General features: G+C 69.5%; 23 protein-coding genes. 13 read left to right on the top strand and 10 right to left on the bottom strand.

Annotated features, from left to right (window positions below):
- Positions 1-200 precede the first annotated feature (200 nt).
- Positions 201-1,367 carry a DUF3631 domain-containing protein gene (locus tag ACFCXS_RS03590; RefSeq protein WP_376641520.1) on the bottom strand — a complete coding sequence of 389 codons (1,167 nt, stop codon included), beginning with the start codon at positions 1,365-1,367 and terminating at the stop codon, positions 201-203.
- A 679-nt stretch (positions 1,368-2,046) separates the two neighbouring features.
- The gene (locus ACFCXS_RS03585) at positions 2,047-2,289 is read right to left on the bottom strand and encodes an AlpA family transcriptional regulator (protein WP_189783312.1); all 243 of its coding nucleotides are present in this window, start codon (positions 2,287-2,289) and stop codon (positions 2,047-2,049) included.
- Between the two features lie 467 nt (positions 2,290-2,756).
- Between ACFCXS_RS03585 and ACFCXS_RS03580 the strand changes: the two genes are divergently transcribed.
- Positions 2,757-3,074 carry a helix-turn-helix domain-containing protein gene (locus ACFCXS_RS03580; protein WP_376641420.1) on the top strand — a complete coding sequence of 106 codons (318 nt, stop codon included), beginning with the start codon at positions 2,757-2,759 and terminating at the stop codon, positions 3,072-3,074.
- Between the two features lies 1 nt (position 3,075).
- Positions 3,076-4,431 carry a tyrosine-type recombinase/integrase gene (locus ACFCXS_RS03575; RefSeq protein WP_361286210.1) on the top strand — a complete coding sequence of 452 codons (1,356 nt, stop codon included), beginning with the start codon at positions 3,076-3,078 and terminating at the stop codon, positions 4,429-4,431.
- A 66-nt stretch (positions 4,432-4,497) separates the two neighbouring features.
- Here ACFCXS_RS03575 and ACFCXS_RS03570 read toward each other — a convergent pair whose 3' ends face one another.
- A complete protein-coding gene (locus tag ACFCXS_RS03570; protein WP_003974483.1) occupies positions 4,498-4,935 on the bottom strand; it encodes a hypothetical protein in 438 nt (145 codons plus the stop codon).
- Positions 4,936-5,469: 534 nt separating this feature from the next.
- Here ACFCXS_RS03570 and hemL point away from each other — a divergent pair.
- From hemL to ACFCXS_RS03525, 9 genes are all read left to right on the top strand, one after another.
- Positions 5,470-6,786, top strand: coding sequence for a glutamate-1-semialdehyde 2,1-aminomutase (gene hemL, locus ACFCXS_RS03565; RefSeq protein WP_376641419.1), 1,317 nt, complete (start codon positions 5,470-5,472; stop codon positions 6,784-6,786).
- Positions 6,783-7,481 carry a histidine phosphatase family protein gene (locus tag ACFCXS_RS03560; protein WP_376641418.1) on the top strand — a complete coding sequence of 233 codons (699 nt, stop codon included), beginning with the start codon at positions 6,783-6,785 and terminating at the stop codon, positions 7,479-7,481. The genes hemL and ACFCXS_RS03560 overlap by 4 nt, the downstream gene beginning before the upstream one ends.
- 174 nt (positions 7,482-7,655) lie before the next feature.
- Positions 7,656-8,945 carry a hypothetical protein gene (locus ACFCXS_RS03555; RefSeq protein WP_376641417.1) on the top strand — a complete coding sequence of 430 codons (1,290 nt, stop codon included), beginning with the start codon at positions 7,656-7,658 and terminating at the stop codon, positions 8,943-8,945.
- 66 nt (positions 8,946-9,011) lie between these two features.
- Positions 9,012-9,659: a TlpA family protein disulfide reductase gene (locus ACFCXS_RS03550; protein ID WP_376641416.1), complete on the top strand. Its 648-nt coding sequence runs from the start codon at positions 9,012-9,014 to the stop codon at positions 9,657-9,659.
- Positions 9,660-9,672: 13 nt separating this feature from the next.
- A complete protein-coding gene (locus ACFCXS_RS03545) occupies positions 9,673-10,443 on the top strand; it encodes a cytochrome c biogenesis CcdA family protein (RefSeq protein WP_376641415.1) in 771 nt (256 codons plus the stop codon).
- Between the two features lie 3 nt (positions 10,444-10,446).
- Positions 10,447-12,192 carry a cytochrome c biogenesis protein ResB gene (locus tag ACFCXS_RS03540; protein WP_376641414.1) on the top strand — a complete coding sequence of 582 codons (1,746 nt, stop codon included), beginning with the start codon at positions 10,447-10,449 and terminating at the stop codon, positions 12,190-12,192.
- Positions 12,189-13,271 carry a c-type cytochrome biogenesis protein CcsB gene (ccsB, locus tag ACFCXS_RS03535; RefSeq protein WP_376641413.1) on the top strand — a complete coding sequence of 361 codons (1,083 nt, stop codon included), beginning with the start codon at positions 12,189-12,191 and terminating at the stop codon, positions 13,269-13,271. Before ACFCXS_RS03540 ends, ccsB begins: the two co-directional genes overlap by 4 nt.
- Before the next feature lie 178 nt (positions 13,272-13,449).
- Complete coding sequence (locus ACFCXS_RS03530; RefSeq protein ID WP_376641412.1) at positions 13,450-13,665, top strand: hypothetical protein; 216 nt, start codon at positions 13,450-13,452, stop codon at positions 13,663-13,665.
- A 58-nt stretch (positions 13,666-13,723) separates the two neighbouring features.
- Complete coding sequence (locus ACFCXS_RS03525) at positions 13,724-14,311, top strand: hypothetical protein (RefSeq protein WP_376641411.1); 588 nt, start codon at positions 13,724-13,726, stop codon at positions 14,309-14,311.
- A gap of 65 nt (positions 14,312-14,376) precedes the next feature.
- Here the strand turns inward: ACFCXS_RS03525 and ACFCXS_RS03520 are convergent, their stop codons facing one another.
- The 4 genes from ACFCXS_RS03520 to ACFCXS_RS03505 all read right to left on the bottom strand — a co-directional run bounded on the left by ACFCXS_RS03520 (position 14,377) and on the right by ACFCXS_RS03505 (position 17,914).
- Positions 14,377-15,774 (bottom strand): condensation domain-containing protein, encoded by a 1,398-nt coding sequence (locus ACFCXS_RS03520; protein WP_376641410.1) that lies wholly within the window; start codon positions 15,772-15,774, stop codon positions 14,377-14,379.
- A 135-nt stretch (positions 15,775-15,909) separates the two neighbouring features.
- The gene (locus tag ACFCXS_RS03515) at positions 15,910-16,362 is read right to left on the bottom strand and encodes a nucleoside deaminase (RefSeq protein WP_376641409.1); all 453 of its coding nucleotides are present in this window, start codon (positions 16,360-16,362) and stop codon (positions 15,910-15,912) included.
- A gap of 93 nt (positions 16,363-16,455) precedes the next feature.
- Positions 16,456-17,223, bottom strand: a complete 768-nt coding sequence (locus ACFCXS_RS03510; RefSeq protein ID WP_376641408.1) for a MerR family transcriptional regulator — start codon at positions 17,221-17,223, stop codon at positions 16,456-16,458.
- An 85-nt stretch (positions 17,224-17,308) separates the two neighbouring features.
- Complete coding sequence (locus ACFCXS_RS03505; RefSeq protein WP_376641407.1) at positions 17,309-17,914, bottom strand: hypothetical protein; 606 nt, start codon at positions 17,912-17,914, stop codon at positions 17,309-17,311.
- A gap of 104 nt (positions 17,915-18,018) precedes the next feature.
- On the opposite strand from ACFCXS_RS03505, the gene ACFCXS_RS03500 reads away from it, so the two are divergent.
- Complete coding sequence (locus ACFCXS_RS03500) at positions 18,019-18,966, top strand: Scr1 family TA system antitoxin-like transcriptional regulator (protein WP_376641406.1); 948 nt, start codon at positions 18,019-18,021, stop codon at positions 18,964-18,966.
- Positions 18,914-19,027: a DUF397 domain-containing protein gene (locus tag ACFCXS_RS03495; protein WP_376641519.1), complete on the top strand. Its 114-nt coding sequence runs from the start codon at positions 18,914-18,916 to the stop codon at positions 19,025-19,027. The genes ACFCXS_RS03500 and ACFCXS_RS03495 overlap by 53 nt, the downstream gene beginning before the upstream one ends.
- 1 nt (position 19,028) lies before the next feature.
- On the opposite strand, the gene ACFCXS_RS03490 is transcribed toward ACFCXS_RS03495, so the two are convergent.
- The 3 genes from ACFCXS_RS03490 to ACFCXS_RS03480 form a co-directional block, all read right to left on the bottom strand.
- Complete coding sequence (locus tag ACFCXS_RS03490) at positions 19,029-19,373, bottom strand: hypothetical protein (RefSeq protein ID WP_376641405.1); 345 nt, start codon at positions 19,371-19,373, stop codon at positions 19,029-19,031.
- The gene (locus ACFCXS_RS03485) at positions 19,370-19,975 is read right to left on the bottom strand and encodes a DUF6232 family protein (RefSeq protein WP_376641404.1); all 606 of its coding nucleotides are present in this window, start codon (positions 19,973-19,975) and stop codon (positions 19,370-19,372) included. Before ACFCXS_RS03485 ends, ACFCXS_RS03490 begins: the two co-directional genes overlap by 4 nt.
- Positions 19,976-20,043: 68 nt before the next feature.
- Entirely contained in the window at positions 20,044-20,349 is a 306-nt protein-coding gene (locus ACFCXS_RS03480) for a PLD nuclease N-terminal domain-containing protein (protein WP_376641403.1), read from the bottom strand.
- Positions 20,350-20,377 lie beyond the last annotated feature (28 nt).

The raw sequence follows: 20,377 nt of genomic DNA, 5'->3' as shown, positions 1-20,377 counted from the left end.
GCAGGTCGCGCATCGGAGTACTCCGTTGTTACGGGGCGGCAGGTGTGTCACGTGCGTCGCATCCGTCCCATGCCTGGTCAGCACAGGTACGGACACTCGGGCAGGTACGGAGAAGTCCGTCCCGGCGAGGACATCCGTCCCCGCGCTGACCTGCGCGGGGACGGATGCGACGCATTGATACGGACCCTGAGGGAGGCGGGTCAGCGGGCGGGCGTGGGGCCGGTGGGGCCGCCGGGCGGGCCGACGGGCAGCTGGCCCGCCGGGGCGGCGGGCGGCTTGCCCTGGGCCCGGTGCGCAGGTGTGGCGTCGTGCGCGGGGGCGGGCGCCGTCTCGGTGAGGTCGGGGCAGTGCCGGGCCCAGCTGTCGAGGAACCGGTTCCGGGCGTACCCCTTGGCCTGCCTGCCCTTGTCGAAGCGGTAGTTGGCCGGGCTGATGCCGAAGTCCCTCAGCATGTTGCCCAGGTGGTGGGCGTTGAGTCCCTTGGTGCCGTGTTCCGCCCAGGGGGCGTCGGCGTCCTGGAGCAGGGTGGTGACCAGATCCAGGGAGGACATGGCTTCGGGGTTGCCGTGTGCCTGGAAGATGCGGTGGATGTCGCGCAGCAGCCTTGTCTTCAGGTTGGTCTGCTCGTCCTGGACGGCCTCGTAGCGGGTCATCGCGACACAGGCCGCACGGGCACGGGCGGGCCAGTGGCCGCCGGCCAGGTCGGCGATGATGACCAGCGGTTCCCAGGTGTCCGCCGCCCGGTCCTCCACCGGCATGGTCGGCGCCATGCGGCCAGCCGTGCCGCGCAGCGGTCCCAGCCAGGCGGCCAGCTTGTCCCGCAGCGCGTTCAGTTCCGGTGTGGCGTAGCGCGAGCGGAACGGGGTCACCTTCTCGCCGGGCTTGCGCTTTTGCATGCGGAGCACGACCGCCCGGTCCGTGATCGTGTCGGGCAGGTCGCCGATCGAGGCCAGTGCGGCCATGGCGAAGGTCGGATACGGGGTCGGCTTGTGCTCCGGACCGGAGATGCGCCAGGCAGGCCGGTTGCGCTGGTGTCCGGCGTTCAGCAGGCCGCGCAGTTCCTCGTTCTCGCCCGCCTTGCTGAAGATGGTGTCGGCCTCGTCCACCAGGATCGTGCGCGGGTTCTTGCCGATGACACGGAAGAGCACGGCCGTGGACATGTTCACCGTCATGATCGGCTGGTGCACGGTCTCGTGGAGCACGTCCAGCACCCGGGACTTGCCGCAGCCCTTCGTCGGGCCGACGACCGCCAGGCGCGGCGCGTGCTGCAGAACGCTCTGGATGTGCGTGGCCGCCACCCACAGGGTGACCGCGGTCAGCGCCTCGTCACTGGGCAGCACGACGTACTTGCCGATCGCCGCCCGCAGCTCATCCAGCAGTTCTGCACCCTCACCGGAACCCTGTTCCGAGGGGGCTGCCGGTCCCCGAGGAGGTCGGGGACCGGCCTCCTGATCCGGTCCCCGTGCGTCGACGGGACCGGTCCCCTCCTGCTGGGCGGTTCCCGCCACGAGGGTGTCGGTCCCCACCGACTGGCGGGGACCGTGCTCACCGTCCCCACTGCGGTCCCCTGGTGCAACTACCGCCTCTTGGGGACCGGTCCCCGATTTCCCGCCGCTGGCCTGCGGGTTTGCACCGGATGTCGATTCGGGGACCGGGACGTGCGGGGACCGAGTGCCGGGCACGTCGCGGGGACGGTCCCCAACTGCAGCATCGGCAGACGTCTGGGGACGGTCCCCGTCTGCTTCCGCTTCTGCTGGGTGTTCGGCGGTCCCCGACGCGGGGGACTGTGTGTCCTGCTGATCGCTGCGGCGCCAGGGGATGCCCTCGCCGGGGACCGCGGGAGTCGGCCAGACGGTGGGGGAGGTGTTCGTGGTGCTGGGGGACGTAGAGTCCTCCATAGGCGTTCCTCTCCGGTGAGGGGCAGGACGGGCAAGGTCCCGCCCCTCACCAGCTCGTTCGTTCAGGGATGGGCGATCGGCAGGGGAGTCTTCGGCCCTCGGCGTTGGCGCGCCGGGGGCCGCTTCGTTGTCCGCGTCAGATGCGGGATCAGGCCGTGAGGTCGTACGACGTCTGGGCGTCCAGCCACGCGTCCACCTCCGGCCAGCGGTAGCGCAGGTGACGGCCGACCTTGTGGACGCTGGGGCCGATGCCCCGGTACTTCCACTGGTAGAGCGTCTTCACCGGCACTCCGAGATAGGCGGCGACCTCCGCAGGGGTGGCAAGCGGGCCACGCTGGGCAGCCGCAGCGGTGGCAGGGGCGTTGGTGCTGCGGGGAGGGGTCTTCGGCACAGGGCTCCTTTTCGGTCTTGAACAATGGGCTGGACAACACAGCCACACCACCCGGAGAAAAGTCCAGAGTTGGTTCTGAAACTCCTCACTACTTCTTTCGGTGTGGCCGGGGAGAGGGAAACAGTAAGGGTGGATCCCCGGTTGCCGAAATCGCTCCCGCCGGGCCCGAAATTTTCTAGCGGCGAAGCAACCCGCCGAGGTGCCGGAATCCGGTACCTCTGCAGCTCAGAGGTGACACATGGCGGTCAGGGATGACGTGACTGACCCGCCGGGCATCATGGCTGATGTGTGCTCAAATCACCCATATCGAAAACGGCGAGGGAAGGTAACACGATGCCTCGGCCGAAACGCCTCGCGAGGTACCGGAATTCGACGAGACGAACGCCACTTCGCCCCCGAACGACTATTGGAGAGTTTAAGAGCTAACTCTTGCCATGGCGGCCGGCTGCAAGTTACAGCTATCTGTCATGTCCAACCGACCTGTCGAAATAGGCCCCGCCGGCCTCCACGCCGCCCGCGCCATCGAGCACCTACGTCTCGTGCGCGGCCTGACCCAGCACCAGCTCGCCGCCCGCTGCACCCAGCTGGGCCGTCCGATGGCCAACACCGCCCTCAGCCGCACCGAACGCGCCCGCCGCCGCTGCGACGTAGACGACCTCGTCACGATCGCCACCGCGCTCGGCGCCCCTCCCGCAGCCTTGCTGCTCCCGTGGCCGACGCACTCCCCGGTGTCGCACGCCACCTCCCACTTCCTCATCCCCACCCAGGAGGCCCTTCTTGGCTGACGTGTACGACCGCTGGCACAAGTCCCACCCCAAGCCCACCGAGGTCGAGTGCGGCGAGCACAAGAGCCGTACGAAGCGGATGGTCCCGACTGCCGACCACGGCATCGGTAAGCGTTGGCAGGTCCGTTACCGCGACCTGGACGACCGCCAGCGCAAGGAGAACTTCCACACGAAGGCCGAGGCGGACAATCGCGCCGCCGAGGTCGACGTCGAGATCCGGCAGGGCTCCTACGTCGTCCCCGCTGAGACGAAGCAGACGCTCGTCGCCTACGCGCAGAAGTGGCTCGACGCGAACTCCGTCGGCCCGACGACTGCGCTCCGCTATGAGGCGACGGTCCGCAACCACATCACCGAGCACCTCGGCCGACGCGAGCTGCGATCCCTCAACCAGCCCTCGGTCATCCAGGGTTGGATCCGCACACTCCAGGACGGCGGCCTGGAGGTGTCGACGATCGAGGGCATCTTCGACATCCTCTCCAGCATCCTCGGCGCGGCCGTGGAGGACGGGCTGCTGCCGAAGAACCCGTGCAAGGCGAAGTCGGTCAAGCTCCCGACCGCGACCAAGAAGAAGATCATCCCTTGGCCACTGGAGCGCGTCCGCGGGGTCATCACCGGACTGCCGAAGCGCTTCCAGGCCGGCGGCAAGCTCGCCTTCGGCTGCGGTCTGCGGCAGGGCGAGTTGTTCGGCTTCGCCGTCGAGGACATCGATTTCAAGGGCGGCTGGATCCACGTCAACCGCCAGGTGCGGCTGGTCGGTACGAAGCCCGTCTTCGCCCTGCCCAAGGGCAACAGGATCCGGTCAGTGCCGCTGTCGGCTCAGCTCGCCGCCGCCCTCAAGGCCCACATGAAGGAGTTCCCGCCGGTCGAGGTCACCCTGCCGTGGACCAAGCCGGACGGTGAGCCGAAGACCTTCCGCCTCCTCTTCGTCGACAAGAAGGGGCGGGCCTACAACCGCAGCGTCTTCAACATGGGCGACTGGAAGCGCGCCCTGGCCGCCGCCGGCGTGATCCCTCCCCGCGAGCGCGGAGCGCGCTACCTCCAAGCGGCTCCGGAAGACGGCATGCACGCCCTCCGGCACGCGTACGCCTCCGTGCTCCTGGACGCGGGAGAGAGCATCAAGGCGCTCTCCGAGTACCTGGGACACTCGGACCCGGGCTTCACGCTGCGGACGTACACGCACCTGCTGCCGTCCAGCGAGACCCGCACCCGCAAGGCGATCGACGACGCCTTCACAGAAGCCGAGGGAGAAGCCGAGGCAGAAGCCGACGCAGAAGACGAGGACGACCGGCCCGACACCCAGGGCACATCAGCGCCCCCAGCAAAACCCATGTGCCCTCAATGTGCCCTGGCCGCCTGACGGCCTCTCTCCGCACATGACGAGGGCGGGGTCAGAAACCCCGCCCGAAACCCCTGATACCCCAGGTCAGGGCCACACCAGGCAATAAGGCTGATGCCCCGCCTCATGCAACCGGTGGCTGAAGTCCTGCCACTCGTGCAGCAGTTGGTAGACGTTGAACGCGTCCCTGGGCCCGCCCCGGTCCGGGACCGTCGACCAGATGAAGGCCGCCGCACCCACCGCCTCCTCGCCGATGCCGCGCAGGGGGTCGACGACCGTCATCGGGAGCTTGACCACGGCGTAGTCGGGGTGCAGGACGACGAGCTCCAGCGGGGGAACCTTGTGCAGGGGGACGCCCTCGATGCCCGTGAGAACCATCGCCGCCATGGTTTCCGGCTTGATCTTCGTGAACATGCCGTTCATGCCGAGTTCGTCGCCGCCGAGCTCCTCGGGGCGCATCGAGATCGGGACGCGGGCCGCAGTCGCGCCGTCGGGCGCGCCGAAGTACTTGTACGTCACCCCCACCCGACCACCATTCCCGCTGCTCCCGGCCCGAAGATCGTCCGCCTGACGTTCAGGAAGATCGTCCATCTGACGTTCAGTACGTCCGGCGGTCCGCTCCGGTTCACCCGGTGCACCCTGTGTCCGACGCGGTTCCTGAGCGTCCTCCGCCTCGCGCCGGTGTCGTCCCCGCCGGGCACGTCGAGGACCCAGGTCATCGGTCCCCTCGCCCAGTCCGCCACCGCGATGCATATCTCCACCCGACTGCTTTCCCAGAACGCGTCGCCCCCGCCGCGCAACCCGATCATCGTGTCAGTGACCTCCCCCACGGCCGCCCGCCGAAACGTGCGCTTGAAACAACTGTCCGCGGGATGTCCGCAGCCTCCGACCACGCCGGGGCCGTGCGAGCTGTGTGTATCGGGTCCAGTCTCGCAGACGACGGGGACCACGGGGCCGGTTGTCCCGTGCCCCGCCCGCGCGCGCCCCTGGCCTACCCTGAACAGGTCACTGGCACCCGGAGCCCGACAGCGTCGGAGAAGGTCGGAGAAGTCGCAGGTCATGAGTGAACTGGCATATCCGTATGAAGCACCGGCCTCGCAGGCTCTGTTCGACCGCGCGGCGGCCGTCACGCCCGGCGGCGTGAACTCACCGGTGCGGGCCTTTCGAGCCGTCGGCGGCACGCCGCGGTTCATGGTGTCCGGCACCGGCCCCTATCTGACCGACGCCGACGGCAGGGAGTACGTCGACCTCGTGTGCTCCTGGGGGCCCATGATCCTCGGGCACTCGCACCCCGAGGTCATCGCCGCCGTGCAGGACGCCGTGTCCCGCGGTACGTCCTTCGGCACTCCCGGTGAGGGCGAGGTCGCGCTCGCCGAGGAGATGGTCGCCCGGGTCGCGCCGCTGGAGCAGGTGCGTCTCGTCTCCAGCGGCACCGAGGCGACCATGTCCGCCATCCGCCTCGCGCGCGGGTTCACGCGGCGCACCAAGGTGATCAAGTTCGCCGGGTGCTACCACGGGCACGTCGACTCGCTGCTCGCCGCGGCCGGCAGCGGTGTGGCCACCTTCGCGCTGCCCGACACCCCGGGCGTCACCGGCGCCCAGGCCGGCGACACCATCGTCCTGCCGTACAACGACCTCGACGCCGTGCGGGAGGCCTTCTCGGCCCACCCCGGCGAGGTCGCCTGTGTGATCACCGAGGCCTCCCCGGGCAACATGGGCGTCGTACCGCCCGCCGAAGGCTTCAACCAGGGCTTGAAGGACCTCTGCGCCGAGAACGGCGCGCTCTACGTCTCCGACGAGGTCATGACCGGTTTCCGGACCAGCCGGGCCGGGTGGTTCGGGGTCGACGGCGTCGTCCCGGACCTGATGACCTTCGGCAAGGTCATGGGCGGCGGCTTCCCCGCCGCGGCCTTCGGCGGGCGCGCGGACGTCATGGCCCACCTCGCCCCGGCCGGGCCCGTCTACCAGGCCGGCACCCTCTCCGGTAACCCCGTCGCCACCGCGGCCGGGCTCGCCCAGCTGCGGCTCCTCGACGACGCCGCCTACGCCAAGGTCGACGCCGTGTCGAAGGAGATCCAGGGGCTGGTCACCGGCGCCCTGACCAAGGAGGGCGTGGCGCACACGCTGCAGAACGCCTCCAACATGTTCTCGGTGTTCTTCACCGACCGGCCGGTGCGCAACTACGAGGACGCCAAGACCCAGGAGTCCTTCCGCTTCACCGCGTTCTTCCACTCGCTGCTCGCCGACGGCGTCTACCTGCCGCCGTCCTCCTTCGAGTCCTGGTTCGTGTCCACCGCGCACGACGAGCGGGCCGTGCAGAAGATCGCCGACGCCCTTCCGGCGGCGGCCCGGGCGGCTGCGGAGGCCACGGCATGAGCGACCAGCGCAACGACAGCGGCGAGGACATCACCGTCGTCCACGTCATGCGGCACGGCGAGGTCGCGAACCCGGACGGCATCCTCTACGGCCGTCTGCCCGGCTACCACCTCTCCGACCTGGGGCGCCGGATGGCCGACCGGGTCGCCGAGCACCTGTCCGGCCGCGATGTGACGCATGTCGTCGCCTCGCCGCTGGAGCGCGCGCAGGAGACGGCCGAGCCGATCGCCAAGGCGCACGGGCTGGACCTGGCGACGGACGAGCGGCTGATCGAGGCCGACAACATCTTCCAGGGCAAGACGTTCGGCGTCGGGGACGGGGCGCTGCGCAACCCCGGCAACTGGAAGCACCTGGTCAACCCGTTCCGGCCGTCCTGGGGCGAGCCGTACGTCGACCAGGTCGTCCGCATGATGAGTGCGCTGAGCACGGCGAAGGACCAGGCCCGCGGGCACGAGGCGGTCGTGGTCAGCCACCAGCTGCCCATCTGGATCGTCCGGTCCTACGTCGAGCGCCGCCGCCTCTGGCACGACCCGCGCAAGCGCCAGTGCACGCTCGCGTCGCTGACGACGTTCACGTACCAGGGCGACCGGATCGTCTCCGTCGGCTACACCGAGCCGGCCCGCGATCTCGTCCCGGCCCATCTGCTCGCCGGTGCCAAGCCGGTGAAGGGGCAGGCCAAGGCGTTCGGGGCGTAGTTTCCCCCGGACCGGCTCACGGGGGCGTTCGGCAGGCGCGCAAGGCCTTTCGTTCGCCCCCTTATGAGCGCTTACGACTGCTTCGTTACGGAATCTGCGCATATCTGCGGAACCTCTGTCTTCGTCACGGCCTCTGACTGAGTGACCAGCACGACGTGACGAATCGGGGATGCCATGCGCGCTCTCTCCCGCAGGGGAATGCTCGGACTCGGCGCGGGAGCCGCCGCCTTCTCACTCGCCGGCTGCGGCGGCCTCACGGGCTCGGACGACTCCGGCCACGCCGACGGTTCCGGCGGCGACTCCGCACAGGGCGGATCGAAGCCGAAGCCCACCGCCCGCCCCATCGGCGACGGATCCACCAGCCACACCGGCAAGCAGCCCCACCAGCCGGACAGGCCCCGGCCGCTGGAGCCGGGTCAGACGCCGCCGCAGTTCGTCGTGTTCTCCTGGGACGGCGCCGGCGAGGTCGGCAACGGCCTCTTCCCGCGTTTCCTGGACCTCGCCAAGGAGCACGGCGCGAGCATGACCTTCTTCCTGTCCGGGCTGTACCTGCTGCCCGAGTCGAAGAAGCGTCTCTACGACCCGCCGAACAACCCGCGCGGTGCCTCCGACATCGGCTACCTCACCGACGACCACGTCAAGGCGACCCTGAAGAACGTCCACCGGGCCTGGCTGGAGGGCCACGAGATAGGCACCCACTTCAACGGCCACTTCTGCGGCGAGTCCCACGGCTCGGTCAAGAACTGGACGCCGGCGCAGTGGCGCAGCGAGATCGACCAGGCGAAGTCCTTCGTCAAGGAGTGGCGCACCAACACCGGCTGGACCGACCTGCCGTCGCTGCCGTTCGACTACGACAAGGAGCTGGTCGGCGGCCGTACGCCCTGTCTGCTCGGCCAGGACAACCTGCTGCCCACCGCCCGCGAGCTCGGCTGGCGCTACGACGCCTCCTCGCCCGGCGGCCTCCAGGTCTGGCCCCGCAAGCGGCAGGGCATATGGGACCTGCCCTTGCAGCAGATACCTTTCCCCGGCCGCGGCTTCGAGGTCCTGTCGATGGACTACAACATGCTGGCCAACCAGTCCCTCGCCACCACGAAGGCTCCGGCCCACAACTACCCGGGCTGGCGGAAGCAGTCGGCACAGGCGTACATCCAGGGATTCAAGCGGGCATATGAGACAAACCGGGCACCCTTCTTCATAGGCAACCACTTCGAGCAGTGGAACGGCGGCATCTACATGGACGCCGTCGAGGAGGCCTTCAAGCACATCGCGCGCGAGAAGGAGAAGGGCGCCGATGTGCGTCTCGTCTCCTTCCGGCAGTTCGCCGACTGGCTCGACGTGCAGAAGCCCGAGGTGCTCGACAAGCTCCGCACGCTCGGGGTCGGGCAGCAGCCGGTCGGTGGCTGGCGGCAGTTCACGGCTCAGGCCGCCACGCCCAGCGGAGAGGCCTCGCGGAACGCCGCCTGAAATGCGGTTTTCCGCCCGCAAGGGGGGTGGGCGAGACCCCCAGAACGGGCATGCGAAACTTTTCACATGAGTGCCGACAGCGCCCCCCAGCGTTCGAACCGCACGACCCGTGCCACCGAGCGCACCCGACGTGTCCGCCGCAGTGCCGCCCTGACCGCCTCGCTCGCCGCGGCCGCTCTGCTCGTCACCGCGTGCGGCTCCGGCGGCACCTCCGGCGGGGGCGGCAACACCAACTTCGTCACCGGCACCGACGGCGTCGCCACGGTCGCCGAGGGCAAGCGCACCCCGGCCCCCGACCTGTCCGGCAAGACCATCGCCGGCAAGACGCTCGACGTCGCCGACTACAAGGGCAAGGTCGTCGTCCTCAACGTCTGGGGCTCCTGGTGCAACCCCTGCCGCGCCGAGGCCAAGTACTTCGCCAAGGTCTCCAAGGCGTACGCGGACAAGGGCGTGCAGTTCGTCGGCATCAACACCCGCGACACCTCCACCGGCGCGGCTCTCGCCTTCGAGAAGGACTGGGGCATCACCTACCCCAGCCTCTACGACCCCACCGGCAAGCTGCTGCTGCGCTTCAAGAAGGGCACGCTCAACCCGCAGGCGATCCCCTCCACGCTCATCCTCGACCGGGACGGCAAGATCGCGGCCCGCTCCCTGTCCGCGCTCAGCGAGGAACGGCTGCTGAAGATGCTCAAGCCGGTCGTCGCCGAGAAGTGAGCGGAGCACCGACGTGAGCGCAGTCACCCTCGCCGCGGTGGCGGACCCCAACGGCACGGTGCTCAAAGGCGCCCTGCTGGCGGCCCTGCCGATCGCGCTGCTCGGCGGACTCGTCTCCTTCTTCTCGCCGTGCGTCCTGCCGCTGGTGCCCGGCTACCTGTCCTATGTGACGGGGGTCGCCGGCACCGACCTCGCCGAGGCGCGGCGTGGCCGGATGGTCGTGGGCGCCTCCCTGTTCGTACTCGGCTTCACCGCGGTGTTCGTCTCCTCCGGGGCGCTGTTCGGCTACTTCGGCGCCACGCTCCAGGAGCACAAGGACATCCTGTCCACGGTGCTCGGCGTGCTCATGATCCTCATGGGTGTCTTCTTCATGGGCCTGATGCCCTGGTTCACCCAGCGCGAGTTCCGCCTGCACCGCAAGCCGGTGGCCGGTCTGGCCGGCGCGCCCCTGCTGGGAGCCCTGTTCGGCATCGGCTGGACGCCCTGTATCGGCCCCACCCTCGCCTCCGTGCTGGCCCTCTCCTCGGACCAGGGCAGCGCCGGACGCGGTGCCGTCCTGACCATCGCGTACTGTCTGGGCCTGGGCGTGCCCTTCGTGCTCGCCGCGGTCGCCTTCCGCAAGGCCCTCGGAGCCTTCGGCTGGATCAAGCGCCACTACGTCTGGGTGATGCGGATCGGCGGCACCATGATGATCGTGACCGGTCTGCTGCTGCTGACCGGCGCGTGGGACCGCATCGTGCAGGAGATGCAGGTCTGGTCCGACGGCTTCACTGTGGGGATCTGATCCATGAGCAAGACCACCGCCTCCGACCCGGCCCCCTCAGCCGCCGAGGACCAGGAGCTGGGCGACGCCGGCTCCCAGCTGTCCACCGCCCCCAAGGAGGACGCGCCCAACCTGCCCGCCCTGGGCGTCGTCGGCTGGGTCCGCTGGTTCTGGCGGCAGCTCACCTCCATGCGGGTCGCCCTGCTGCTGCTCCTGCTGCTCTCCCTCGGCGCGATCCCCGGCTCGCTCATCCCGCAGTCCGGCCAGGACGAGACGAAGGTCGCCGACTTCCGCAAGGCCCACCCGGCCCTCGGGGACGTCTACGACAAGATCGGCATGTTCCACGTCTACAGCTCGGTGTGGTTCTCCGCGATCTACATCCTGCTGTTCGTCTCCCTCATCGGCTGCATCGTGCCGCGCACCTGGCAGTTCGTCGGCCAGCTGCGCGGCCTGCCGCCCGGCGCGCCCCGGCGGCTGAACCGGCTGCCCGCCCACACCACCTGGCGCACCACCGCAGAACCCGAGCAGGTCCACCAGGCCGCCCTGGCCCTGCTGAAGAAGCGCCGCTTCCGCACCCACCTCACCGGGGGCGCGGTCGCCGCCGAGAAGGGCTACCTGCGCGAGGTCGGCAACCTCGCCTTCCACATCGCCCTCATCGTGATGCTGACCGCCTTCGCCTGGGGCCAGCTGTACAAGTCCGAGGGGAACAAGCTGGTCGTCGAGGGCGGCGGCTTCGCCAACACCCTCACCCAGTACGACGACTTCAAGTCCGGCAACCTCTTCACCCAGGACGACCTGGTGCCGTTCAGCTTCAACCTGAAGAAGTTCACCGGCACCTACGAGCGCACCGGCCCCAACAAGGGCACCCCGCGCGTCTACAAGGCCGACATCACCTACAGCACGGGCGCCTACGGCAAGGACGAGAACGACACCGTCGAGGTGAACCACCCGCTGGAGATCGGCGACTCCAAGGTCTACCTCGTCAGCCACGGCTACGCCCCCGTCATCACCGTCCGCGACGCCAAGGGCAAGGTCGTCTTCGACGACGCCGTACCGCTGCTGCCGCTGGACGCCAACGTCACCTCCTCCGGTGTCGTCAAGGTCCTCGACGGCTACCGCAACGCCCAGGGCAAGAAGGAACAGCTCGGCTTCAACGCGTTCCTCGTGCCGACCTTCGGCGGCCACGCCAGCGGCACGATGCTGTCGCAGTTCCCCGCGCTGGACAATCCGCTGCTCGCGCTGTCCGCCTACCACGGCGACCTGGGGGCCGACTCCGGCATCCCGCAGAGCGTGTACCAGATGGACCGCACCAACATGAAGGAGTTCAAGGACTCCAAGGGCAAGCTCTTCAAGAAGCTGCTCAAGCCCGGCGAGACCATGAAGCTCCCGAACGGCGCCGGTACGGTCACCTTCGGCAAGGACATCAAGGAGTGGGCCGGCTTCCAGGTCGTCCAGCAGCCCGGCAGCGGCTGGGCCCTCGCCGGTGCCCTCGCCGCGATCGGCGGCCTCGCCGCCTCCCTGTTCATCCAGCGCCGCCGCGTCTGGGTGCGCGCGGTCAAGGGCGCCGACGGCGTCACCGTCGTCGAGATGGCAGGCCTCGGCCGCAGCGAGTCCGCCAAGGTCCCCGAGGAACTGGGCCACCTCGCCGGCGACCTCTACGAGCAGGCACCGGGCGCCCCCGGCCCCGACGACCCCGCAGATTCCCCCGACCCCGATCAGGAGCCGGGTACCGAACCCCCCGTACCTGCCGAAGGGGCTGAGAAGCAGTGACTCTCGCCGCCGCCACCAACGAAAACCTCGCGAACATCAGCAACGTCCTGATCTACTCCGCGATGGCCGTCTACACCCTGGCCTTCTTCGCGTACATCGCCGAATGGCTCTTCGGCAGCCGCAGCAAGGTCGCCCGCACCGCCGCCGCGCTCACCACCAAGGCGGACGCCAAGAAGGCGGCCCCGGCCGTCACCGTGAACCAGGCCGGCGGCACCGCCGTGCTGGAGCGGCCCAAGGTCACCGTGCGGGCCGCGTCCGGTCAGCGCGACGTGCCGGACGGCCCCGGGGCGCACGGCGGGGACGAGCAGGGCGACCTGTACGGCCGGATCGCCATCTCCCTCACGGTGCTCGCCTTCCTGGTCGAGTTCGCCGGTGTCCTCACCCGCGCCCTGTCGGTGGAGCGCGCCCCGTGGGGCAACATGTACGAGTTCAACATCACGTTCTCCACGGTCGCCGTCGGCGTGTACCTCGGGCTGCTGGCCCTGAAGAAGAACGTGCGCTGGCTCGGCCTGTTCCTGATCACCTCGGTCCTGCTCGACCTGGGCCTGGCGGTCACGGTCCTCTACACCGCCAGCGACCAGCTGGTCCCGGCCCTGCACTCGTACTGGCTGTACATCCACGTCTCGACGGCGATCTTCTGCGGCGCGGTCTTCTACGTGGGCGCGGTCGCCACGATCCTGTACCTCTTCAAGGACTCCTACGAGAGCAAGCTCGCGAGCGGCGGCACGCCCGGCACCTTCGCGACCTCCGTCCTGGAGCGGCTGCCGTCCTCCGCCTCCCTCGACAAGTTCTCCTACCGCGTCAACGCGGCCGTCTTCCCGCTGTGGACGTTCACGATCATCGCGGGCGCCATCTGGGCCGGCGACGCCTGGGGCCGCTACTGGGGCTGGGACCCGAAGGAGACCTGGTCGTTCATCACCTGGGTCGCCTACGCCTGCTACCTGCACGCCCGCGCCACCGCCGGCTGGAAGGGCCGCAAGGCCGCCTACCTGGCCCTCATCGCCTTCGGCTGCTGGCTGTTCAACTACTACGGCGTGAACATCTTCGTCTCCGGCAAGCACTCCTACGCGGGCGTCTGAGCTCTCCTCCCGTGCACCGGCCCTGCCTTCGGTGCACGGGACCACGGACGGATGTGCGACGACAAGCCCTGAAGGCCGGTAGATTCAGCCATCCGGGGTATGTAACTGTCGGCGAGCGGTTGAATACGCGATGCTGTGTAGGTCACGCAGCACGCCACAACCGTCTGGGGGGTAGACGATGAGTGTGACGATTGACGAGCGGGCGATTTCGGACCACGAGGACGACATCGTGATCGTCGTGTCCGACGCCGACTACCGGGACGCCGCGCAGCGAGCCCTGGACGAGCTCGGTCTCACCTACGCCGAGCTCGAAGAGCAGGCGAAGGAGGGAAGCTTCACCTCGTCGCAGGCACATGCTCTGTGGGTGTCCATCGGCGGCACGGTTGACCTCTGACCTTTCGAAACAGGCCTACAAGTTCGCAAGGGAGTTACAGGAGACCCTCAACGGGACCGTGTGCCAGCACGTGCGGATCGCCGCCGTACTGCGACCGCGTTCCGCCGTCGGTCCTGTCTTCACTCTCGGACACGGTCTGTCCGCCGCCAACCCCACCCAGCCGACAGCGTTCCCGCTCCGCATCGACCAGAAGAAGCCGCGCTCCTGGATGAACCTCTCGTTCCAGGTCCGCTTGGACGACGAGGCCGACTTCCTGACGGTGCATTCGTCCTACTGCGGCATCTTCACCGATGAGGCGTTGGAGACGTGTCTGCTCCACTGGGACTACGAACGTGAGAAGGACAAGTACACCAGCGCGCACGTCCAGGTGTACGGCACATCGCCCGCACTGGAGGCGCTGAACAGGAACAACGATCACAAGCGGTCCCTCGACAAGCTTCACATCCCGGTAGGGGGAAGACGCTTCCGGCCTTGCATCGAGGACGTCATCGAGTTCCTGATCACCGAGCGGCTTGCCGACGGCCGGGAAGGCTGGGAGAAGCGCGTCGAGGAGGGCCGCAACCGCTATCGGCGCGGCCAGTTGCTGGCGGCGATGAGGCGCAACCCCGATGTGGTCGAGGAGTACCTCGAGAGCCGCGGCGAGTAGCCGCGCGACACGCTGCGACGCCCTGCTCGGCGGGTCCGGGCAGGGCGACGTCGTGTCGGTCCCGGCTACGGACGGCAGACCGTGCCGGTGACGACGTCCCGCAGGCGTTCCGCGTACAGCCGCAGGTTCTTGTGCGCGACATCGGTGTCCGGGTAGCGGGCCGCGAACCACAGGCCCTCGTGGAGCCGCGTGAGCCAGGCGCAGACCTGGTCGCCGTACGACACCCGGATCAGGCCATAGGCGTTGCGCTCGGTCCAGGTCGTGGACTCGGGGATGCCGCGGGCGTCGGCGAACGACACGATCGAGTACATGTCGGGGGACGTCGGCCGGAAGTCCGCCCCGAGCAGCCGCAGCACCCTGGCCAGCGGCATGCGGGCCAGCGGCCGGGTGGCGTGCAGCGCGGCGCGTACGGTCTTGAGCGCGGTGGGGAAGTCGGGCGCCTCGGCGACGGGCACCTCGATCGGCGCGCCGCCGACGTACCAGCCCACCGAGTCCGAGTACGCGGACTTCGCCCGGGTGTGGAAGGGCACCACCGTCCGGTACACGGGCTCACCGCCGATCTCGTGGACGATCAGGGCGGTCGCCGCCAGGACCCCGACCAGCGAACCGCCGTAGGGGCGGCAGTACGCCTCGAAGGCGGCGGCGGCGTCCGCGTCGACGAGCATCTCGCGCATGAGCTTCTGCGTCGGCAGCCCGCCCTCGGGATCCAGCCCCAGGTCCACGGGGAAGCTCGGCAGCCGCCCGTCGCAGCGCCGGATGAACTCCCGCCAGCGGGCGACGATCTCGTGGTCCGCGTCGAGCCGGTCCGCGTTCGCCCGCTCGGCCTCGCAGAAGTCGACGTAGCTGGAGACCGGCGACTGCTCCGGGGCGTGTCCGGTGAGATGGGCGGTGTAGAGCTCCTGGATCTCCGCAGGGATGCGGTAGATGGAGAACGCGTCGACGTTGCTGTGGTCGAAAGCCATGTACACGCTGGTGCTGTCGTCCCGGACGACGGCCGTGTAGATGAGGTTCGGCCAGCGCAGCGCGTCGGCGGTGGTGTCGAAGCGGTCCTGGAGGTGCTGGGCCAGGGCCTCGGGGTCGGTGAACTCGCCCGCGTCCTCGCGGTGCAGGGAGACGGAGGCCTCGTCGAGGGTGAAACGCCGGATCGAGTCGCCCGGGCCGCCCGCCCAGCGGAAGCCGCTGCGCAGGGTCTCGTGCCGCAGCGTCCAGCCGCGCAGCGCCTCACCCAGCGCGTCCAGGTCGACCCGCCCCGGGATGTCGAACGCCGCGCCGAGCCACGTGGGTACGAACAGACCGTCCTCGCGCACGGACCGCGCCGTCCGCAGATGCGACTCCTGGATGTAGGCGGGCGGCCGGGAGTCCTCCGGCAGGGCCTTCGCCGTCGCGACGGTGGCCGGGCTGAGCGTCCATTCGACGAGTCGCCCAGGTCGTACGTCGCAGCGCTGGATGTCGGTCATTCGCACAGGGCGTCTCCGTTCGCAGGTGGGATAGACCCGACCAAAGGAATGGCGAACCCGCCACCGGCGACACCGGGTGTCGCCACATTTCAATGGAACGGATGGCATCCCGAACGATGATGCGAACCCCGGGCGGTGCGCTCAGTTGACGCCGATGTCCTCGTTCCACAGATCCGGGGCGCCCGCGATGAAGTCCCGCATCAGGCCGACGCACTCCTCGTCGTCCAGCAGCACGATCGTCACACCGTGCTCGGCGAGCCAGTCGTGGCCGCCGTGGAAGGTCACGTCCTCCCCGATCACGACGCGGGAGATGCCGAACTGCCGCACCAGCCCGGAGCAGTACCAGCACGGCGACAGGGTCGTCACCATCGTCGTGCCCCGGTAGGAGCGTTGCCGCCCGGCCGCGCGGAATGCCGCCGTCTCGGCGTGCAGCGACGGATCGCCGTCCTGGACGCGGCGGTTGTGGCCGCGGCCCAGCAGGGTGCCGTCGGCGCCGTACAGCGCGGCGCCGATCGGGATGCCGCCCTCGGCGAGCCCGGCGCGGGCCTCCTCGACGGCGGTCGTGAGCCATGTGCGCGCCTGTGCCCGGTCCATGACCTCATCCATGACCCGACCCCGCCCTTCCTAACCCGGCCCGGCCGCTTCCTGACCAGGCCCGGCTGCTCCCTGACCGGGCTCGGTCGCTCCCTAACCCGGCCCGGCTCCTCCCTGACCCGGCCCGGCTCCTCCATAACCCGCCTCGGCGGCGGTGAGCCGGTCGAGGTGGGCGTGCAGTGCGCCCGCGCCCTCGATCATGACCCTGGTGCGCGCCGTCAGCGCCTCGCCGCGCGCCGCCACGGCCGCACGCAGCGCCGCACTGCCGCCCTCCCGCCGCAGCCCCTCCAGCACCGGCCTGATCTGGTCGAACAGATAGTGGCTGCGCCGCAGGGTGTGCACGAGCCGGGCGTCGCGCACATCCGCCGGCTCGTACACCCGGTACCCCGTCCCGCGCTCGCGTCCCGGCGTGAGCAGCCCGGCCCCCTCCCACACCCGCAGCGCAGAGGTCCGCACGCCGAGCAGCCCGGCCACCTCCCCGATGCGCAGCCCGCCCGAGCGCGGCAGCGGGGCGGGCGGCCCGGCCGCGAGCAGTTCCAGGGCCTCGCTCGCCGCCCGCAGCGACACCCGCTCCTCGTGCAGCGCGGCATGCGCGGCGTCGAGCAGCGCGAGCGCGCCCGGCACGTCACCCGCGTGCACGGCCCGCATGATGTCCGTCGCCGTCACCGGCCCGTACCCGCGCATCAGCGTCCGGTACGCCAGCAGCGCGCCGCGGTGCACCTCGCCGAAGACGCGGTAGCCCGACGTGGTCCGCGCGGCCGGCGGGAGCACACCGGCCTCCTCGTAGTTGCGGATCTGCTGCGCCGAGACACCGGCGAGCCGGGCCAGATCGACGGGGCGGAGGCGGCGGTCGTTCGTCATCGATGGAGGTCCCGGAGGTGAAGGCGTTGGGGCGGGGTGGGCTGTCGGCAGGGTGAGTCGAGACGTGGCCCCGGCAGTTGCCCCGTCAGCCCTGCCGTTCCAGCACCGCGTAGTCCGCGAAGCTGCGGCGGTAGCGCAGGTGCCTCGTCTCCTGGGTGTGCCTGCGCTGCCACTCCTCCACCTCGCCGGGCGCCCGGCACGGACCCGAACCCGCCCCGCAGTCCTCCTCTTCACCCGAGACGCACCGCGCCTCGTACTCGGGCTGCGCCGACTCGTCCTGCACGATCGTGTACGGCACGTACCGGAAGATCCTGCGGCCGGCCGGTTCCCCACCGTGCTCGTCGCGTTGGTGCTGGCGCAACAGTACGTTCGCGTCCGTCACCGCACTGCCGTCGAACGCAGCCCGCGCCCTGTCCCGCCGCAGCGCCAGCCCCTCACAGGCCGTGCACCCGGGCACCGGGGAGGGCGGTCGGGCCGGATCGGCCGACAGGCCCTCTCTGGAACGGTCGTTGAGCGCGCGTACGCCCGCGCTGAGCCGTTCGTCCGGGGTCGCCGTACGGATCCTCGCCGGGTCGGCCTGCCATTCCCGGCCGCCGCCGACCGGACGCAGCATCACGTACGGGCCGGTTCTGTCCTGGTACACACCGACCTTGCGCGTGTGGGGGTCGTAGACGAGCGTTCCCGGTTCCATTTCGCACACCTCCGTCACTCTGGGTGTAGTGAGCGTTGCGCAGGGGAACGGTCCGGATCAATGCTTTGCGTGTGACACCGGTGCTCTGTCACGGAGGGGGAGCCGTGAGCCGACGGAACGGCGGGGCGAGTACGGCGGCGGTCTTCGGGGAGGTCCTGCGGCACTTCCGCGAGGCCGCGCTGCTCACGCAGGAGGGTCTGGCCAGGCAGATCCCGTGCGACCGTTCGCATGTGGCGCGGGTGGAGGCGGGCACGCGGGTGCCGCAGGACACCTTCGCCAAGACCTGTGACGAACTGTTGGGCACAGGTGGGGTGTTGGCGCGACTGTGGGGCCGCATCGACTGGTATCCGCAGGTGGAGCATCCGGACTGGTTCCGGCGGCGGGCCGAGATGGACGAGGTGGCTGTGACCCTCCGGGAGTACCAGGAGCGGGTGATCCCAGGGCTGTTGCAGACGGGCGACTACGTCCGCGCGTTGTTCACGCGTGTTGCTAGGGGGGACGAGGTGGAGGAGCGGGCTCGTGCCCGATTGAGTCGACAGCGGCGCTTCCTGGCGGAGGGCGGCCCGCTGTACATCGTCGTCCTGGATGAGAGCTGTCTCCGCAACATGGTCGGAAGCGCGGCGATCATGCGAGATCAGTGCGCCCACCTACTCGGCGTCGGGCAGCGCCCCAACTTCCGTGTCCAGGTCGCTCCGGCGAGCTTCTCGAACCTCCTGCGGCCCAACGTTTCCATGTCCCTGATCGAGCTTCCGGACGGGCACCGGTGGGTGTACTCGGAGTCGCTGGATCGCGGCCATTTCACGGACGATCCGACCATCTACACAGGTCATAGCCACGCCTATGATGTGCTCAGGGCAGACGCTCTGTCAGTCCGCGAGTCGGTCGCCCTGATCAGCGACGCGATGGAAGGGTACGAGCAGCATGAAGAGGCACGAACTCTGCGCGGCGACCTGGATCAAGAGCAGCTACAGCGGCGAAAACGGCGGCAACTGCATCGAAATAGCCCCCGATTTCCCCGAAACCGTCCCCGTCCGCGACAGCAAGAACCCTGACGGGCCGATCCTGCTCGTCACCCGGCCCGCCTGGTCGGCGTTCGTCGACTCCGTGCGCTGACCTACTGCCCGCTCACCATCTGCAGGATCCGGTTGGCCGCCTCGGCCACCGGCTGGCCCACTGCTCCGACGGCCGCGGCGATCGCGGCGACGGCGAGCAGCGCACGGTGCCGCTCCTGCGCGGGCGCCGCGTCCGCGGCCAGCACGGGCAGGGACTCGTCGATGAGCTGCGCGCTCGGCTGCGGCAGCTGGTCGCGCAGCTCCCGTACCTCGCGGATCAGTTCGGCGAGGGCCAGCCGCAGGGCTGGGTCCGTGTCGCCCGTGGTGCCGTTCTTCACGATGCCCGTGTTGCCGCTGCCGCCGTGCATGTTGACGTTGTCGCCGTAGTGGTAGTTGTTGCCGCTCATGCCGCGATCCCCGTGTTGCCGCTGCCGCCGTACATGTTCACGCTGTCACCGAAGTGGTAGTTCGTGGGCGAGTTGATCGTCAGGCGCTCCACCGTCACCTGGAACTCGGTGTCGGGGTTCTCCAGCGCGCCCGCGACGTAGCCCACGAGCTGGTCGAGGTGCTGCGGGTTCCGGCTGGTGACCATCGCGGTGGAGGGGCCGGCCGTCTCGACGGCGAGGACGTAGTGCGACTGGGCCGTGACGACGGACAGCATGCGCATGAAGAAGTAGACCAGCGCCGCGCCCGCACAGAGCCACACGAAAGTGAGGACCCCGGTGCCCGTGGAATTGCTGTCGATGAACGTCAGGCCGCCGATGATCGACAGACCGACCCCCACGGCGAGGGTGACCGCGGCGCGGGTCAGGAAGCGGAAGACCGCCTCCTTGCGCTTGGGGTACAGGGTGAAGGTGTACACCCGGGCGATGTTGCGCAGGGGGTAGGCGGCCGTGCCGACCCATAACAGGCGCTTGTGGACCCGGAGTTCGACGTCCGTCATGGCGCGCGGCGGAGTGGACGGCGGGGGCGGTACGTCCCACTGCCCCGGTGGCTGCTGTGTCTCCATGGGCACCATTGGCGACCATGTGCTTACCGAGGGCAAGGGGTTTCACACGGGCGAAAGTGCCGGTGCCTTCAGGACTCGTCGCGCCTCGGGTCGTCGTCCCTGTTCTTGTCCTCGCTCTTGTCCTCGTCGAGGGACTTCAGGAAGTCGGGATTGTCGTCCGGCGCCACCCACTGCCGGGGGCGCTCCGCCGCGGGCACCCGCTTCTTGCCGGCGATCAGCCAGGAGATCGACCCGACGAGCGGGAACACCAGCACCAGCAGCGCCCACAGCGGCTTGGGCATGTGGCGGATCTCGTCGTCCTTCGTGCTGATGCAGTCGATGAACGCGTACACGCTGAGCGCCAGCGGCACGAGGAACATCAGTACCCGGAGCATGCGGCCTCTCAGCGAAAGCGGTGGGTGG

Source organism: Streptomyces sp. NPDC056373 (genome assembly GCF_042262425.1).
GTDB lineage: Bacteria > Actinomycetota > Actinomycetes > Streptomycetales > Streptomycetaceae > Streptomyces.
This window is presented reverse-complemented; position numbering and strand designations above follow the sequence as displayed.